At 56.5% G+C, this 16800-nt stretch carries 9 protein-coding genes and 1 pseudogene; 1 reads left to right on the plus strand and 9 read right to left on the minus strand.

Annotated elements, in window-relative coordinates:
* Nucleotides 1-15: 15 nt before the first annotated feature.
* The 7 genes and pseudogenes from QRN10_RS18940 to QRN10_RS18970 all read right to left on the minus strand — a co-directional run.
* Nucleotides 16-708, minus strand: a complete 693-nt coding sequence (locus QRN10_RS18940) for a hypothetical protein (protein WP_285428889.1) — start codon at nucleotides 706-708, stop codon at nucleotides 16-18.
* Nucleotides 709-785: 77 nt separating this feature from the next.
* Nucleotides 786-1178, minus strand: coding sequence for a DUF2846 domain-containing protein (locus QRN10_RS18945; protein ID WP_177449824.1), 393 nt, complete (start codon nucleotides 1176-1178; stop codon nucleotides 786-788).
* A gap of 356 nt (nucleotides 1179-1534) precedes the next feature.
* Nucleotides 1535-2143 (minus strand): hypothetical protein, encoded by a 609-nt coding sequence (locus tag QRN10_RS18950; protein ID WP_285428890.1) that lies wholly within the window; start codon nucleotides 2141-2143, stop codon nucleotides 1535-1537.
* A gap of 371 nt (nucleotides 2144-2514) precedes the next feature.
* Nucleotides 2515-2946 (minus strand): hypothetical protein, encoded by a 432-nt coding sequence (locus QRN10_RS18955; protein WP_285428891.1) that lies wholly within the window; start codon nucleotides 2944-2946, stop codon nucleotides 2515-2517.
* Nucleotides 2947-3227: 281 nt separating this feature from the next.
* Nucleotides 3228-3422 carry a hypothetical protein gene (locus tag QRN10_RS25195; protein ID WP_350310268.1) on the minus strand — a complete coding sequence of 65 codons (195 nt, stop codon included), beginning with the start codon at nucleotides 3420-3422 and terminating at the stop codon, nucleotides 3228-3230.
* 768 nt (nucleotides 3423-4190) lie between these two features.
* Nucleotides 4191-4562 carry a hypothetical protein gene (locus tag QRN10_RS18965; protein WP_285428892.1) on the minus strand — a complete coding sequence of 124 codons (372 nt, stop codon included), beginning with the start codon at nucleotides 4560-4562 and terminating at the stop codon, nucleotides 4191-4193.
* A 1214-nt stretch (nucleotides 4563-5776) separates the two neighbouring features.
* Nucleotides 5777-7784, minus strand: a pseudogene (locus tag QRN10_RS18970) (DUF637 domain-containing protein); the annotation flags it as partial.
* A 288-nt stretch (nucleotides 7785-8072) separates the two neighbouring features.
* On the opposite strand from QRN10_RS18970, the gene QRN10_RS18975 reads away from it, so the two are divergent.
* Nucleotides 8073-8330: a hypothetical protein gene (locus QRN10_RS18975; RefSeq protein WP_253509912.1), complete on the plus strand. Its 258-nt coding sequence runs from the start codon at nucleotides 8073-8075 to the stop codon at nucleotides 8328-8330.
* Nucleotides 8331-8408: 78 nt separating this feature from the next.
* Here the strand turns inward: QRN10_RS18975 and QRN10_RS18980 are convergent, their stop codons facing one another.
* Both QRN10_RS18980 and QRN10_RS18985 read right to left on the minus strand, forming a co-directional pair.
* Entirely contained in the window at nucleotides 8409-8852 is a 444-nt protein-coding gene (locus QRN10_RS18980) for a hypothetical protein (protein ID WP_253509911.1), read from the minus strand.
* Between the two features lie 12 nt (nucleotides 8853-8864).
* Nucleotides 8865-16799, minus strand: a complete 7935-nt coding sequence (locus tag QRN10_RS18985; RefSeq protein WP_285428893.1) for a two-partner secretion domain-containing protein — start codon at nucleotides 16797-16799, stop codon at nucleotides 8865-8867.
* Nucleotide 16800: the final 1 nt, after the last annotated feature.

Below are 16800 nucleotides of genomic sequence, written 5' to 3' on the forward strand. Positions count from 1 at the left end.
TTATCCGGCGACTGCCTACTTAAGCTCTTGCACCAGATAACGCCCGGAAATCTGCGTGATACCGGTGAGCGCGCGGCGCAGCGCCTCAGGGTCTGTGCGGTAGGTGAGCGGCGTGTAGCCGTAGACATTCTGGCCATTGAACGGCGTGACCGCCTCGCTGGTGCGCCAGACCATTTCATCGCCGCGATTCATCTGCGCCAGGACATTGAGGGTGGGATAAATCACGCTGCTGAAACCTTGAGTCAGGCGAAAGCCCCACTCGGCCACGGTCAGCTGGATCTGCGCATCGGCGGGTTCATCGTCGCCCACCACCTTGAGCGTTGAGGTCTTGCCCAGCGCGTCGATAAAGCCCTGTTTGAGCAGCACGCCCAGATCGATTTTTTCTGCCTCCATCACCTTCAAAATGGCCACCGGCGTCGGCATCTCAGCCAACTGCCCAAGCTTCATGCCGGCGGCAAACCCGGCGCCGCTCAACGCTGCAGTGCCCACCTTGGACGCACCGCTGGCCATGCCGACGCCCGCACCAACCCCAGCCCCCAGGGCCGCGCTCCACGCTTGCTCACGGCCGAAGTACACCATGTTCTTTTCCCACTTCACGGGCAGGACTTTGACGGTCTTGATCTGCGCACGGTTTTCGGGGGTGAGGGGGTGGCTGACACAACCGCCGAGGATGAGAGTGGTGAGGAGGATGAAGAGGAGATTTTTCACATCAGTCCTTTAATGTTCACAGGTGAATAGCGGGGCCAGCAGAGCCTTGGGCTTCGGCCGGCGCCAAATGCGTTAATTTATTTGTTTTCTTTGACAAGGGTACCCAAGGACGCATCCTTGACCAGATAACGGCCTTCCAGGTCGCTCAGCACTTTGAGACTGTTGCGCGCCACGGCGAAGCCCATTTCAACTTCCTGCTTGAGGTAAACCACCTCACCGGCTTTGACGTCGATTGGCATGTCCGCCCAGTTTTCAGCCTTGGAGCTGATCACGTGCTTGCCCGGCGTCACGAAAAAATAGATGTACTGGTTACCGCGGTTGTAACCCATCTCCGAGTCGGCTTCCTTGTCATCCAGGAACACGTTGAACCGTACCAGCATCCCGACGTTGCTCGGGCGCACGACATACACCAGGCCTTTATCGGCCACGGCGGCCTTGGGCAACGAATAGCTCGCGACGTCAGCCTGCATCTTCTCTACAGAAGGCGTCGAAGAACAGCCAAACAGGGTGGCCAGGGACAGAACGACAGCGGCTTTGCAGAACAACTTGATCATGTATTTCTTCCTTGTGGGTAGCGGGTCTTATCATTGATGCATTGGGTCGTGGCCAGCCTGTCGGCGTTGTATGGCGCGAGACAAGGCATTATGCCACTACTCTGATGCCTTGCGCGGTTTTGGGTGAGGGGCTTATAGTCCGGCCGTAGTGTCGCCCGCTTTGTGCGTGAGTAGTACAACCAAATAAATCAACTAGATAAATCCGCCCCCTTTACTCACGCTTAAATAACAAGCATTTCAATTGAATAAATCCGCCTATTTTCTAGTTTGAACTACTGACCACATGGATTGACCAGCTGCAATATTTCCGGATGGCTCGTATATACGATGCTGGGATAGCGCGAGACATAAATTGCCTCGCTGGTCCGCCCGGTGGCTGTCACAAAATTACCCTCTGGCCCCACGTATGCTTTTTTCCCTTGCGGCACCATGGCATCGAGCATGAGCTTTTTTTTCTTCATATCCGGTTTACTATGCGCATCCATTGGCCAAATCTGCAGCGCATAATCTTTGGTGAATAAATAGAAATTCGGTGACGTATCTCTGGACTCGTAGAGGTGAGCACACATGACGTCACTGGCCAACACTTCTAAGTCGGGCTTATAGTGCTGACTGCTATAACTGGCAAATATCAGTTTTGTTCGCGTCTGTACCGCAAGTGCATCCTGTGGACGACACGGCGCCATGTCACCATAAGGATAGGAGCACCAACTTACCTGACTCATTATGACAATATCCTCAGCCTTTATGGAAAGGTCCTTCTGGATAGAAATCTGGTCTTCGGGCTTTTCGTAGGGAATTCCTGCGCAGCCTGTTAATAGAGTGAGCTTGAACAGAATGACTAGGTAAAGACCTTTTCGGTATACGTTCCAATACTTCATTGTCGAATTTCCTTTTCTATTGTCATGACTTTCCTGCCGTTGCTAAATGGATAAACTTGAATCAGGAAGAATAGGGGTCAGACCACCAATATACATTGATGCATTAATCGCGGTCTGCCCCCTATTTTCATTCTTTTAAGATTCACACCCAATAGGTGCGAGGTCGTTCGAATAATACCCGAACAGCAGCCCGATGTGGCCCTACACAAAAAACCGCCCTCCAATCAGGGCATAAACCAGAAAGCAAAAAACACTTTCAGATGAGGGTACTTCCCAGTGTTCATAGGTTGATCACTTGAACTTGGCATGGGTGATTTGCTGAGCGCGATTGCGAGTGTTCGCCGAGAACCTCCAAGCGTGCTACTCCAGTTTCAAGGGGTTTGTGTCTGTGTTGAATACGAACGGGCGCAAATTTGCTCCCAACCTTTTTCAATGGTACCGGTGTATTTACCGCACGATGCGCCCTTTAATTGAGCCTCCAGAAAGTCCTGCTGCGGATTGACCCACAGCAGGCCGATCAAATAGGCCGCGCCCGTCGCCAGCACCAGCAATGCCAAGGTCCGAGCCAGCATGAATTGTAATGTGGCGACGACGGTACGAGGCCGTTCGAACACGTACGCGAACAGCAGCCCAATACCGCCCCACACAAAACCAGCCGCTGCCGTACCCAACCCCGCTGGACGACGGTCGAGGTAGGACCAGACCAGCACGAAGGCAGTGGCGCTGACAAACATCACCAGCAAGCACAGCCACTGGCCAATCCGGCATCCTACGGTCGATAAACGCGCGATTTTAAAGCTCATTGAAACGTCCTCAGGCAAACGTGAGAAGTCACGTTTTGTCGTCTTGTCTTATAGGGTCGGCAAAGGGGTATTGCCGTTCAAGGCTGGAATCTTTGAAAAAACGTCAGTCATAAAATCCATGAACACGATAGCCCGCGTGGGAAGCAGTCTATTGGCGACATAAACCATCTGCACCTCATTCCCACTTTTTTCAAACAAACCCACCCCTTTTACATAACCCTCCTTGACACAAACCAAATGGACAATCAACCACTTTCAAAAAATCACTTTCACACTTTTACTCACGGATAAACGAAATTCGTCTTTACTTGCCCACCAACATCATAACTCATCACAAAAGAACTCCAGTTCTCACTCCGCGATGCTGCGCTAGCCTTCAATTCCTTAATTAATCGATACAAAACAGCACCATTGAAATCAGTTTGGGGCTGTTCATTTACCACGCCATTTTTCTCAATGGAGATCTCTTCAACCATGTATCCATCGCACACCTCAGCCTAATACCTGAATGCATCATAATCTTCAACAACTCCTGACTGAAGCAATTCAAAAATACTTTTAACAATTTCTATATCTTTGGTAATCATCCTTTATGCTGCGGTATTCGGCGAGCTTCATTTTCAAATCGAACAGTTTGACGCTTTCTATCGATTTTATAAGTGACATCCAGCGTATCTATACACAACGACCGAACGTCTTCGCGATTAAATTTTATAGTTGTCGGCCCTAATTTAAATAAATCTGTCCATTTTTCGCCGTTCACTTCCTCACAACCCTTTATTAATCCCGCTTTTATTGCACGGATCTAGACCTCACGCTTTAAATAAAATCTTTCTCAGCATGACTTGCCTCTCAGCCTGGATTCCTACATCAGCTGTGAAACACTGCTCGCAAGCAACAATCTTCAAAACACTACCCAAATCTTCCACGGAAAAACAGTCGACATTCATCAACTCTTTTTCGTCCACGCCTAATGAGTTAAGCAGAGACTTACTAACCCACACTGGCGAACCAACAGCCTCTATATAACCTTTCCTTAAAACCCAGCACCCAGGATTATTTGATATATCTGCAACCTCTTGGGTAAGCGGAAAAGTTAATCCACCAGACTGAACTCGGACATCCGGAATCGTCAACAAAAGGGGACAGAATTATTTAATAGACTTTTCCAACCCTAATTCAAATAAACCTGCCCCCTTTTCTCACTACTCTAGCAAGATTGAACAAACCGCATCCTTTTGCCCTCAATTATCTTTTGGCAAATTTATCGAAAAAGCCGAAAGGAAAGCCTCAATAGTTTTTCGATCTGCATCATTCTTTGCAAAACGCTTAAGCACTGGGACAAGATGATAAAACAATAACTCGAGCCTGCTAGGATCTTTGGGCAATGCATCGTTAATGCATGCAACCATTAACTTAACTGACATAATTGACGCGAACGCTTCATATCCTCTAGCGCTAGAGAACGGAATTTTCTTAAAATAATAATCTGCTAAACGTTTCTGCTCTGGTTTTTTCCAAGATCTATGAGGAAGAAGCAATAAAGCTTCACCCCAATTATCTGAAGCAAGCGGGTACCGACTCAATATCCAAGCTGCCGCCTGATCAGAAGTCATTTTCGCCAACTCTTTACAGAGTGATATCAATCTTGAATCCATACCAAACTATTTCCTCGGATTAAATAAGTTTTCCGGTAACCCAGAGTTAGCCTTTAGGGTAGCAGGTGGCTGATAATGACCGGAGCTATTATCCCATCTTGTTATTTTTCCTCGCTCTGGACCGTCATTGTTACCAAAGCGAATAGAGCCGGCATATTTAACTTCCCCCCCCTCGCTAAGCCCCAGATGGGTTGAAAATTGCTCATTCACATTTGGGCGGCTTACCTTGATAGTCCCATCCGGCAATGTGACAAAATCGTAAGAACCTGAAGGTGTGATTTTCCCCCCACCTTGCCCTTGCAGCCAATACCGGCCTGATTCGTCCTGAACAAGAGTTCTCACGGGCCGTTGCGCGATCGCGGGATCTGAAGGATAGACATTGGTGAGCGTGCCACGCTCGGTAAGATTGGGAATTGCTTGCTCCGGTGGTTTGCTGGAAACGGTCTTTCCGCCCGTTTGACCGAACTCACCATCTACGCGTGATTGAGGCGTATCCCATTTAGGCGGCGCCGTCCCAACGATGGGATCTTTTGGCAAACCACCCGGCTTCGCCCCTACCGTGCCGACGCTTCCAGCACCTGCCCCTGGAAGCATGCCAGGAACTATATTGATTCCGAACGGATTGAATCCTGTTTGATCGAGGTAAACGGAACCTTCCTTCATCCATGTAGGATCACCATTTACCCATAAATTGGCGATTTGATTAAGGTGCAGCTGGCCTGCCTTAGTCCATTCCTGTTCATTGACAGTTCGATAGCTAGCAACCAAGTCATTACTTGATCCGCCAGGATTCAGTGTCTCAGTTCGTTCTACTGATGCAACGATCGCTTTAGACCCCTCATCAAGCTCGGCACGAATTTGCGCGCAATTGTGAGTAGCTTCGCAATTATCCAACCGGGCCAGATTCGCAGCACTACGAGCATCGAACTCTTTTTTGACTTGATCGCAGGTTCCATTTGGGTGGCAATCTTTTTCTGCCGCCTCTAACTCAATTACATCCGAATGGTTCAGGAAATTGTACTGTGTCGCGTTGCTCGCAACCCAAGCCCCGGTCTGCAAACTCTCACCGTCAGCATCACTGTCCACCGATGCCGCAAGCACACCAATCAACTGCGAGCTCATCACCAGCAAGCTCTTTCTCTTATCCTCCGGCATGCTGGCGTACTGTTTGGCGAGGCTGTCTACCAGGGCTTCGTTCACACCTGCTGCCAACGCACCAGTACGGAAATCGCCGCCAGCGGCTTCAGCTGCCAGCCCGCCCATCAACGCATGCAGCCCAATCTTGGTGATACCGCCGTCGGCAAACCGATTCTTGGATACATCACCAATCATGTTGAAGCCATAGGCAGCAAATGCATTGGCAAGGCTGCTTTGCAATGCATCCCCGAAGCTGGCTTCTCCTCCCAGCGCTTTAGTCAGGATGGCCGATGTGCCGTTTTGCAGAACCTGATTCGCAGTAAATTGACCAACACCTTGCCAGGTACTCAATGGGCTCGCGGATGTCACTGCGCCCGAGTTAGGCAGCGCAGTAGTAGTGCCTGTCTGCGTGCTGGTCCAGTCGTCGTAGAACCCTGCGGTCAGCCCCGCGGTAACACCCGAGACAACATAGCCCCGCATCGCATCGCTGGAGGTTACGTCCTTGACCACTGCGCCTAAATTGCCACGGTTATTGATTGTGCTGATAGCACCATTGCTGGCCATGCCGGCAAGCACAACGCTGCCCGCAGCATTGGCCCAGCCTGCGGCAGATGTGGCAGTGGCAGCAGCCGTCGCCCCAGCCATCGAGGTGCCCGTCCCAGCGGCTGCAATTGCGCCGCTGGCGGCCCCCATCGTGAAGTAGGTAACAATGATCGCTATGACAATTTGCGCACCGGCGCCCAGGCCGGAATTGCTGTATTTGAAGCTGTCGTGCAGCTCTTTGACCTCGCGCCAGTCAACATCGCCACGCTGCTCCATTTGCTTGATCCAGGCGAGGCTTGGGTCCGCCTGGACCATCGCGTCGATGGTCTGGCTTACCGTGTTCTGGTTAACCTGCCTTACATCAATCTTCAGGCCGTCCACGGCCTTGATTGCCAGCTCGCCCTGCGCCACCAACTCACTCTGACGCAATGTCTCGTCGGTATTCCCCTTACCCTTGGCGCTGGTCCACGCCAGGTCACCCTTGCTCTTCTCGTGGCTCTCCTGGTGCAGGTCTTTGACTGCCTCGAACGTCACCGCACCGCCACTGGTGATGGCCAGGTCGTTACCACTCTCAAGCTTGGCCCGCTGATACAACTGATCACCGCCACTGACCAGCGACAGATCACCACCAGTCTTGATCTCAGTCCCCACATTCGTAACGCGGGTCACCTCATCGCGCTTGGTCTTCTTCGCGCCCCAGCCACCCTTCTCCTTCATGTCGTAAAGGCTGTAGGTGCTGTTCTGCGCCGCCAACAAACTCAACTTATCCCCGCTATACAGATAAGCCTCATTCCCCGCGCTGATCCTGCTCGCCACGATCGTGGTGTCACGCCCGGCCTGGCTGACAAAATCCCCACCCGCCGTCAGCACGCTCGCCACTTGGGTGGTCTGCTCGTCTGCGGTCTTGATGCGTTTCTTGCCGTGCTTTTCCTTGCCATCGACGTTGTGCATGTCGCTGACGGAGGCGATGTTGAGGTCGCGGCCGGCGGCGATGGTGAGGTCTTTGCCGGCAGTGGCGGTGCTACCGATGATGTTGACGTCTTGCCCGGCTTGCATGTTGATGCTGCCGCCCGCCGTGACGCTGGCGGCGAGGTTTTTGACGTCGGTGGTGATGCTGGATTTCTCGCCGCCGTCGCGGATCTCGTGTTTGACGCGGGTGTCGCTGGCGGCGATGAGGTTGAGGTCGCGGCCGGCGGTGAGGTTGGCGTCGTTGCCGGCGGTGAGGGCGCCTCGGTTGATGAGGTCGCGGCCGGCGTCGATGGCGAGGTTTTCGCGGGCGACGATGGTGGCGCCGCTGCCGTCGGTGAGGGTGCGCATGCCGACGCCGTCACGCACTTGGATAGCAGTGGTGTCGTTGGTGATGTCGCCTCGGAGGGCGGTGAGGCGGACTTGCTTGCCGCGAATCTCACCGGCCATGGCGTTGCGGATGCTGTCTTGGGCCAGCAGGCTCAGGTTGTTGCCGGCTTCGACCAGGCCGATGGTGTAGATGCTGCCGCTGTGACGCCTTGCACGGTTTTGGGTGAGGGGCTTATAGTCCGGCTGTCGCCCATACGGCGATCAGGTTTGGCGACCTGACAACAGAGTGCAAAAGCAATCCGCTTCATGCAGGTGTTTTTGCACCCGCAAAGCTGTGCTCGTTATGGCGGCTGTGCGCGGGAGACCTTCGGGTCTGCCGGTTTACTCTGTTGCCGGTTCGCCAACCTGCGTACAGCTGCCACCCATTCGTTTGGCGACGATTGAGTGGTGGCTTCAACCACCAAAAACAGAGTGTTAAGTATGAATAGATACATGCCCCTAACCGGCCACGACTGCACCGCCCCAGCGCTGATCATCGACACCCAGGCACCTCTCGAAGTCCTTCACGACGCCGCCGTGCACCGCATTCGGGCCGTCACCCAACTGCTGGAAAACCTGGCCTTCCGCGAACAACTCAGCAGCGATGCCGTAGTGCTTTCAGACTTCGCCCATTTGCTGGCCATTCCGCTGCGCGATGGGTGTGATTTGCTGGATGTCATCAGTCGCAGGCTGAATGCCGATCCGTACTGAGTTAAAATCGGGCGGCCTTAGTGTCGCCCGCTTTATGCGTGAGCAATTCAACTTAATAAACCGGTCCACTTTTTTTCGTCATTTCACGCAGCAAACCTGATCATCCGAAAGATAATAAAGTCCCTCCAGCTTTCCGCAAATGGAAGGAAGACCGAAAACCGGTTCTGAGGCATAAGAAATAGGCAGCTCGGATCTAATCGAACCGGCAAACTCCGAACTATCCCACGCTGGAGCGACTATGCCGCTCCAAAAACTTACGGCGTCTCCCTTATCAGACAATACAACAGGCTTTAAGTATTCAATTGCGGCATTGGAGTCCCAATACAAATAACCGCGATACACAGCGCCACTTTCACCAAAAAAATTAGCTCTAACGACAATCTGAAAGTCTGAGCACGTTTCCTGTTCGACGAGGGGGCGTACAGTTAATTCATCCTCCACAGTGTCGTCCATAGGAAAGAACCAAACGCTACAACTATCAAGATCATCAATCGTTAGCTCATATACTTGTTTTTCCGACATAACTCACCCTCCTTATTTGATTAAATGCTGTACCGATTTAAAAAGCTCAGGACGTCCAATATCTCCATACGCTTTTTGCAACCCAGTACTGATCTGATCTGGAGTATAGCTAGCGGCTTTACCCCCTACCATTGGAGGCAGATATTTACTTATAGCTTTATGCATGGCATCCGGGTTCAGCTTACCAGTATGCGAGTATTGAGTGATCAATGTCGCGGGGTGATCCATCATGTCATTTTTTGAGTACCCCAACATCTTTCCTAGATACTGAGGAAGCGTGTGGTGAGCTTGGAAGCCTTTATTTATACCCTGAAGCTCGCGATACGTAGGACTAATTTCGGCAGGCGTCGTACTTCCACCTTTGCTTGACGCACCACTGGCCGCACGACCAGCGAGTAAGACCATCGCAGCGGCGGTCCCTAGCTCAGTCAATATGTACGCTTTTTCCTTGGCCTCCAGCTTCCGGCCTACAGCACGATCGACCCACCTTGTAGAGTCATTCCAGCGTTCAACATCAGCCGATTCTTCTGGGGTCAACCAGCCTTCTTGAAGATTTTTAGCAAAAGCTACCTGCTTATCCGCAGCAAACATATCGCCCCATCCACTTGGGTTAGGCGATTGTGAAACCACATCACTAGGGTTCCCTTGAAGCAATCCAGGCGTGTCATACGTCGTCTGTCGCAGCAGGCTAAGCAGTTCCTGTGCAACAGGACTGTCCATTCGAACCGAACTATTCAGGATATCGTCAACACATTTTCGCGTCGGGCAGTCCTTGATGGGGCTGGAGTTATCCGCAGAAATATTTTCATATTTATTCAATATTTCTTTTATTTTGGCTTCACCGCAGATCTTGGTTGCGCGGCAGTCCTTAATTTCTTTAAGTAGATTCTCAGCCTCAACGTGATTCAGATTGTTATAGACCGTAGCTTGCTGAGCCACCCATGCGGCTTTTTCCTGAGCTTTTGCATCCCCACCTGCTGCTGCGGCAACCGTCAGCCCGACTAACTGGGAGGTCATTGCCAGAACTCGTTCGTGCGCCTCACCCGGAAAGATTTTTTCACCGACCAGGCTGATCAACGCTTCGTTAGCTCCGGCGGCCAAGGCCGCAGTTCGGAAGTCGCCCCCCGCGGCCTCGCCAATCAATCCGCCCACAATCGCATGCACAGCGATTTTCTTAGGAAGGCCACTACCCAATAGCGAATCACCGACTCGATCGAAAATCGCGCCACTTAGGCCGTCTGCAGCCATGCTGATCGCGGCTTGCACAACGTTATCCTTGAACTTCCCACCGTTGGTGAGCGTGTTCAGGGCTGATCGAACGGCAAGCTGAGCACCGAGGCTGCTAGGCATAAAGCCGCCGCTAATGCCGGCAACCGCATAGCCTTTCAGGCTATCGCTGGAGGTGACATCTTTAGCCACTGCGCCAAGATTGCCACGATTATTGATGGTGCTTGTCGTGGCATTTACGGCAGCTGCGGACACTACTGAGCTTGCGGCAATGCCCGTTGCGCTAGTGGAGGCTGCGCCGACAAGACCCGCACCGGCGCCCCACGTAAAGTAGGTGACAATAATTGCAATGACTAAAGATGCGCCGCCACCTAAGCCAGAGTTATCGTATTTAAAGCTATCGTGAACCTCCTGAACCCTGCGCCAATCTACGTCCCCACGTTTCTCAGCCTCTTTCAGCCAAGCCAACTGCGGATCTGCCTTCACCATTGCATCAATGGCCTGACTAACCGTTTGCTGATCAACATGCGTAACGTCAATCTTCAAGCCATCTACAGCTTTGATAACCACTTGTCCCTGCGCAATCAGCTGGCTCTGGCGCAATGTCTCGTCAGTATTTCCTTTGCCTTTGGCGCTGGTCCAAACCAGGCTGTTCTTGCTTTTTTCATGGCTTTCTTGATGTAGATCCTTGACCGCCTCAAAGGTAATCGCGCCACCGCTATCCAAAGTGATGTCACGGCCGCTCTGAAGCTTGGCAAGTTGATAGGTCTGGTCGCCTCCACTTTTGAGTACCAGATCACCACCAGTCTTGATCTCAGTCCCCACATTCGTAACGCGGGTCACCTCATCGCGCTTGGTCTTCTTCGCGCCCCAGCCACCCTTCTCCTTCATGTCGTAAAGGCTGTAGGTGCTGTTCTGCGCCGCCAACAAACTCAACTTATCCCCGCTATACAGATAAGCCTCATTCCCCGCGCTGATCCTGCTCGCCACGATCGTGGTGTCACGCCCCGCCTGGCTGACAAAATCCCCACCCGCCGTCAGTACGCTGGCCACTTGGGTGGTCTGCTCGTCCGCGGTCTTGATGCGTTTCTTGCCGTGCTTTTCCTTGCCATCGACGTTGTGCATGTCGCTGACGGAGGCGATGTTGAGGTCGCGGCCGGCGGCGATGGTGAGGTCTTTGCCGGCGGTGGCAGTGCTGCCGATGATGTTGACGTCTTGCCCGGCTTGCATGTTGATGCTGCCGCCCGCCGTGACGCTGGCGGCGAGGTTTTTGACGTCGGTGGTGATGCTGGATTTCTCGCCGCCGTCGCGGATCTCGTGCTTGACGCGGGTGTCGCTGGCGGCGATGAGGTTGAGGTCGCGGCCTGCGGTGAGGTTGGCGTCATTGCCGGCAGTGAGGGCACCCCGGTTGGTGAGGTCGCGGCCAGCGTCCATGGCCAGGTTTTCGCGGGCGACGATGGTGCCGCCGCTGCCGTCGGTGAGAGTGCGCATGCCGACGCCGTCACGCACCTGGATGGCGGTGGTGTCGTTGGTGATGTCGCCTTTAAGCGCTGTGAGGCTGACTTGCTTGCCGCGAATCTCGCCGGCCATGGCGTTGCGGATGCTGTCCTGGGCCAGCAGGCTCAGGTTGTTGCCGGCCTCGACCAGGCCGCCGGTGTAGAGGCTGCCGCTGCTGACGGCGGAGAGGTTGTTGCTGGCGCGCAGGGTGCCGACGTTGATCAGGTCGCCGCCGGTGACCAGGTTGAGGTCGCGGCCTTGGATCAGGCTGTTGCCGCGCACGTTGCGCGACTCGGCCTGGGCCAGGTAGAGCACGGGCACGAGGACGGTCTGGCCGTCGATGACGCGGTTTTCCATCCACACGATGTCGTGGGTCAGGGCGCCGACTTGCTGGCCGGTGAGGGAGACGCCGAGGCTCAGGCGCAGGGCGTCTTTGCTGGCCAACGCGTTGTCCATCAGGTAGCGGAACTGGTCGGCGTCGCTGTACAGGCCGCCGGCGAGGAAGCGTTGGCCGGTTTGGGCGAGCACGGCGTCGCGGATCAGGCGGGTTTCGTATTGGCCATCGCCGAGGCGGCGCCAGGCGTTGTCGGAGCTGAAGCCGAGTTTGCCGAGCATGTAGTCGGAGCTGAAGAAGCCCGTGAGGGAGGCGAACTCGGGGTTGGTCTCGATCAGGTAATGGCTGGTCGGATCAGGATTTTTAACGAACAGGCCGTACTCGCCCTTGGGCAGTTGGAAGTTGGGCGAGGTGGTCGGGTCGACCGGGGCGAAGGCGGTGCCGGTGTAGTCCACGGGCACGAAGCCGCCGCCGGGGGCCGCGCCTGCTACGGGCAGGATGCTGCCGGCGGCCTTGGCGCTCGGGTCGTTGGCGTGTTTGCTCAGGTTGATGTTGATGCCACCGACGGGGATGCCGGTCTGGTCGTCGCCGAGGGTGCCGGTCAACTGGGCCAGGGTATTGTTGTGCAGCGTGCCGTTTTGCAGGGTGCGGGCGACGTTGAGGTTGACCGTGCCGCCGGCTTGCAGGGTGGCGTCGTAGCCGGGGCCACTGTTGTTGGTCCAGGTGGTGACGTCGCTTATGTGCTCGAAAGGATAGCTATTGGGTGAGCGGTTTTTCAGCTCTTCGAAGCGCGCCTTATCGAAATGCCCAGCCGCCGTGGCCGCATTGAAAGCGGGAACGTCGACCCATTGCATGCGTTCAAATAAATCGTCGGAGACACGTCCTGGCGTGGTGACGACAATCTTGCGCTGCCCTGTGCGCGTGGCGGCACCCTGGTTAAGCAGGTCACCGGCGGCAATACTCAGGTCGCCATTGGCAGCCATCAGGCTGTAGCGATTCTGCACATTGTCGCCTTGCAGCAGCATGTTTTTGCCAGCTACCAGGCGCGCCGCTGCCGAATCCTTGGTCGCCGCCTCAAGGTAGGTCTCGTAGATGGTGATGATGCCTTTTTCCCACCAATCTTTTTCGCCGCAGTGCTGGCCACAGATCCAACTCAAACTGCCGGTGGTCAGCGTCTGCCCGAGTTCGAATTCATCTTTGGCGTTTTCGATAAAGCCCGCATTGATACCGATCGAGCCTTCGCTTTCCACGGTGCCGGAACGGTTACTGAACAGCGCGGCACGGCCGCCATCGCGCGCGGCGAAGCTCAAGTCGCCTTTGCTGTAGACGTCGCCATGAAGGTTGCTGAAACCATTGGCGCGCAGAGTCAGGTTGCCACCGCTGAACAGCAGCGAATCGGCCGCGTTGGTGATGCCATTGACCGCAGTGAGATTTACCGCACCCTGGGCGCCGAGGGTGCCGCGGTTATTGATCTGCGCCGCGGCGATATCCAGTTGCTGACGCGCAGTGAGGAAACCGAGGTTGTCCAGGGTGCCGCCCAGTGTCAGGCGGGTATTGTTGGCCGCCAGGCGGCCGCCGTTCTGGCTGAGGTTGTTCGCCGCCACGGTGAGTGTCTGCAGGGCCGACACGCGGCCGCTGTTGCTCATGTCGCCAGTGGTGATGCTCAGGTCACCGTCGCTGAGCAGTTCGCCGCCGTTGTCCAGGCTTGCCACATTGAGGACCAGGCCCTTGCCGCTGGCCATGCGGTCGCCGGCCTTGAGGGCCAGGCCTTGAGCACTTTTGTAGGTAAGCACTTCGTTGAGTTGCAGGCGACCGAGCCCGTCGACTTTGCCGAACGCCCAGTCGGCGGTGCCCATGCCGTTGATAGTGCCCTGGCTGCCGTTGAGGCTGGCGGTGTTGATGCGAAACAGGCCGCTGCCGGCGTGCTGCAACAGGCCGGCCTGGTTATTCAGGCTGGTGGCGTCGAGGCTGAAGGCCGTGCTGCCGAATTCGAGGGTGCCGCCCTGGTTGTTCACCGCGCCGCTGAGGTTGAGGCTGCTGCTGGCACCGCCAAGCGCGCGCAGTTGGCCGTTGGCGCTGTTGTCCAGGTTGCCACCGTTGAGGCTCAGCCCCTGGTTGGCTTCGATCAGGCCGCCCTGGTTGGTGAGGGTGTCGCGTGAGGTCAGGTTGAGTAGGTTGCCGCTGACCTGGCCGCCCTCGCTGTTGTCGAGGGTGGCGCCGCTGACGGTCAGCTGTTCTTTGCCGAACAGTTTGCCGCCACGGTTGGCCAGCGCTTCGACGGTCAGTTGCAGGTTGCCGACCAGGCTCGCCATCAGGCCACCGCTGCCGTTGTCGACCTTGTCGGCGGTGACAGTCAGGCTGTCGCCTTGCACCGTGCCGCCCTGGTTATCCAGGCTGGTGGTGTGCAACTCGGTGAGGGCGCCGCCGCTGAGGATCAGGCCCTTGCGGTTGCTCACATCCTGGCCGCTGTAGTTCAAGCCCCCGGCGCCGGCCAGCAGTTGGCCGTCGTCGTTGTTATTCAGGTGCTGGGCGGTGATGTCCAGGCGCTTGCCGCGCAGGGTGCCGCCGTTGTTGTTGAGAGTGGTGAGTTGCTTGACCAACACACTGCTTTCGCCCGCGTCGATCTGGCCGCCGACGTTGGTCAACAGGTCGCTGACGTTGAGCACCACGTCGCCGCCATCGCTGACCAACGCGCCTTTGTTGCTGTTGGTGAAGCGCTGCGCCGTCACATCGACGGTTTGGCCGAGCAGGATGCCGGCACTGTTGTCGAAACGCTCGCCGCGCAGTTGCAGCAGGCCTTCGCTCTGGATGCGGCCCTGGGCGTTGAGCAATTGGCCCGGGCCTTTGAGCAGCAGGCTTACGCCCTGGGCGCCACCGGCGAGCAAGCCGGCGCTGCGGTTGTCGAGGCCGGAGGCGCGTACGTCGAGTTGGTCACCCAATACGCGTCCGGCGCGGTTATCGATATCACCACCGGAGACGTCGAGCAGCAATTGTTTGCCGACGATGACGCCGCTCTGGTTATCCAGGTTCGCGGCGTGCAGTTCGATATTGCCCTGCCCGGCCTGCACGCGGCCCTGGGCGTTATTGAGCTGTTGCGCGGCGGTGAGGGTCAGCTTGCCGGTGTCGGCGCTCAATACGCCGCCGGCATTGCTGCCGAGGGTGCCGGCGTTGACGGTCAGGTCGGTGCTGGCCTGGGCGAAACCCTGGGCGTTGTTGAAGCCGTTGGTGACGGTGAGGTTGAGCGCGCCGCCGTCGGCCTGGATCAGGCCCTTGAGGCTGTTGTTGAGCTCGGTGGCATTGACGTTGGCGGTCTTGGCCACCAGCACGCCGTTCTGGTTATTGAGCTTGCCGGCGTTGAGCGTCAGCTCGTTGGCGATGATTTGCCCGCCGCTGTTGTTCAGGTCGGCACTGGTGAGTACCAGGCTGCCGCCGGCCATCTCGATACGGCCCTGGTTGTTCAGGGATGCGCTGTTGAGCGTGGCGGCCTGGCCTTCACCGAAGCGAATCAGGCCGCCGAGGTTGACGATGGCTGGTGAGCTGATCGCCAGGCTTTGTTCGCCGAACAAGCGTGCGGTGGCGCCCTGGTTGGTCAGTTTGGAGCTGCTGACCTCCACAGTCTTGGCCTGGATGATCGCGCCCTGGTTGGTCAGCGCCTGCGCGGCGGCGATCGCCAGGGCGCGGCTGGCCAGCAGGTTGCCGGAGGTGGTGACGGTTTGCGCGTTGACTACCAGGTCGCCGGTGGTATTGCGGCTGTTGTCGGAGGCGACGCCGGCTTCGACGATGCCGGGGTTGGTGACGGTCGCGGCGTTGAGTTCAATGCGCTGACCGGCCGCCACGCTCTTCTGGTTGACCAGGGCCTGGGCGCTGGTGATCTGCACGTTGCCGGTGGCGTAGACCTTATCGGTAAGGTCGACGTTCTGCGCAGTGACCTTGATGTTACCGGCAGTGGCCGCCGCCTGCGCCATGCTCAGACGCCCATTGGCATCGAGCTGAATATCCCCACCACTGGCCGCCAGCGTGCCGTCGAGCTTAACGCCCACACCCGCCTCGGTGCCCACCAGCTTGATCGCGCCGGCGTACATGCCGCCCAACGCGCTGGAGTCGATCGCCAGCTCGGGCTTGGCGCTGCCGTCGTCGGCGCGCGGTGTGGTTTTCAGGCTTTGGACGTCCACATCGTTGCGCCCGGCGATTACGTTCAGTTCGCGCGCGTTGATCTGCGCGTTGATCTTGGCCGAGCGGGTGATGATGTCGAAGCGGTCGACGTTGCTGGCGTTCAAGCCTTCGCCGTCGATGGTCACCGCGCCGCCGTCGACCTGGTAGCTTTTCAGTTGGCCGTTCGCGTCAAGTACCGGTTTGCCGGTGGTGAGGGTGACGTTCGGCGTGTTGATAAAGCCGCAGCCGCTGCAGGTGACGCCGTACGGGTTGGCGACGATGACTTTGGCCGACTGCCCCGCCACTTCGGTGTAGCCGCGCAATTGGCTGGGGTTGCTGCCGGTGACTTCGTTGAGGATGACGCTGGCCGCGCCGCCTTTGAGGTTGGGGTTACCGACGATGTAGCCGCCCAACTGGGTGTTGGTCACCGCGCCGCTGGCGTTGTTGAGGATCACGCCGTTGGGGCCGACGTTGTATTGCTGGAACTGGTTATGGGACAAGCCGGCGCTGTTGGGCGTGGCGATGTTCACCACCGGCACGCCATTGCCCGCCGCGCCAACGGAGGTGCCCGGCGCGCTGACCACAATGCCTTCGGCCTGGGCCAGCAGCGGCTGCCAGAACAGCGCGTTGGCCAGGATCAACGCCAGCCCGCGCTTGGGCAGGCCGAAGAACGCGTCACGCGGCTTCAAAGCGGCGGAAGGTTGGCGGGCCAGGAAGGCAAATTGGCGAACATCCATT

The sequence above is a fragment of the Pseudomonas sp. lyk4-R2A-8 genome, from assembly GCF_030209095.1.
GTDB classification, from domain to species: domain Bacteria; phylum Pseudomonadota; class Gammaproteobacteria; order Pseudomonadales; family Pseudomonadaceae; genus Aquipseudomonas; species Aquipseudomonas quebecensis.

Bases quoted from the DNA above. Each gene is read 5' to 3' on its own strand.
- QRN10_RS18945 (WP_177449824.1), bottom strand. From the start codon at position 1,178: ATGCAGGCTGACGTCGCGAGCTATTCGTTGCCCAAGGCCGCCGTGGCC.
- QRN10_RS18950 (WP_285428890.1), bottom strand. From the start codon at position 2,143: ATGAAGTATTGGAACGTATACCGAAAAGGTCTTTACCTAGTCATTCTG.
- QRN10_RS18955 (WP_285428891.1), bottom strand. From the start codon at position 2,946: ATGAGCTTTAAAATCGCGCGTTTATCGACCGTAGGATGCCGGATTGGC.
- QRN10_RS25195 (WP_350310268.1), bottom strand. From the start codon at position 3,422: ATGGTTGAAGAGATCTCCATTGAGAAAAATGGCGTGGTAAATGAACAG.
- QRN10_RS18965 (WP_285428892.1), bottom strand. From the start codon at position 4,562: ATGACTTCTGATCAGGCGGCAGCTTGGATATTGAGTCGGTACCCGCTT.
- QRN10_RS18975 (WP_253509912.1), top strand. From the start codon at position 8,073: ATGCCCCTAACCGGCCACGACTGCACCGCCCCAGCGCTGATCATCGAC.
- QRN10_RS18980 (WP_253509911.1), bottom strand. From the start codon at position 8,852: ATGTCGGAAAAACAAGTATATGAGCTAACGATTGATGATCTTGATAGT.
- QRN10_RS18985 (WP_285428893.1), bottom strand. From the start codon at position 16,799: ATGGATGTTCGCCAATTTGCCTTCCTGGCCCGCCAACCTTCCGCCGCT.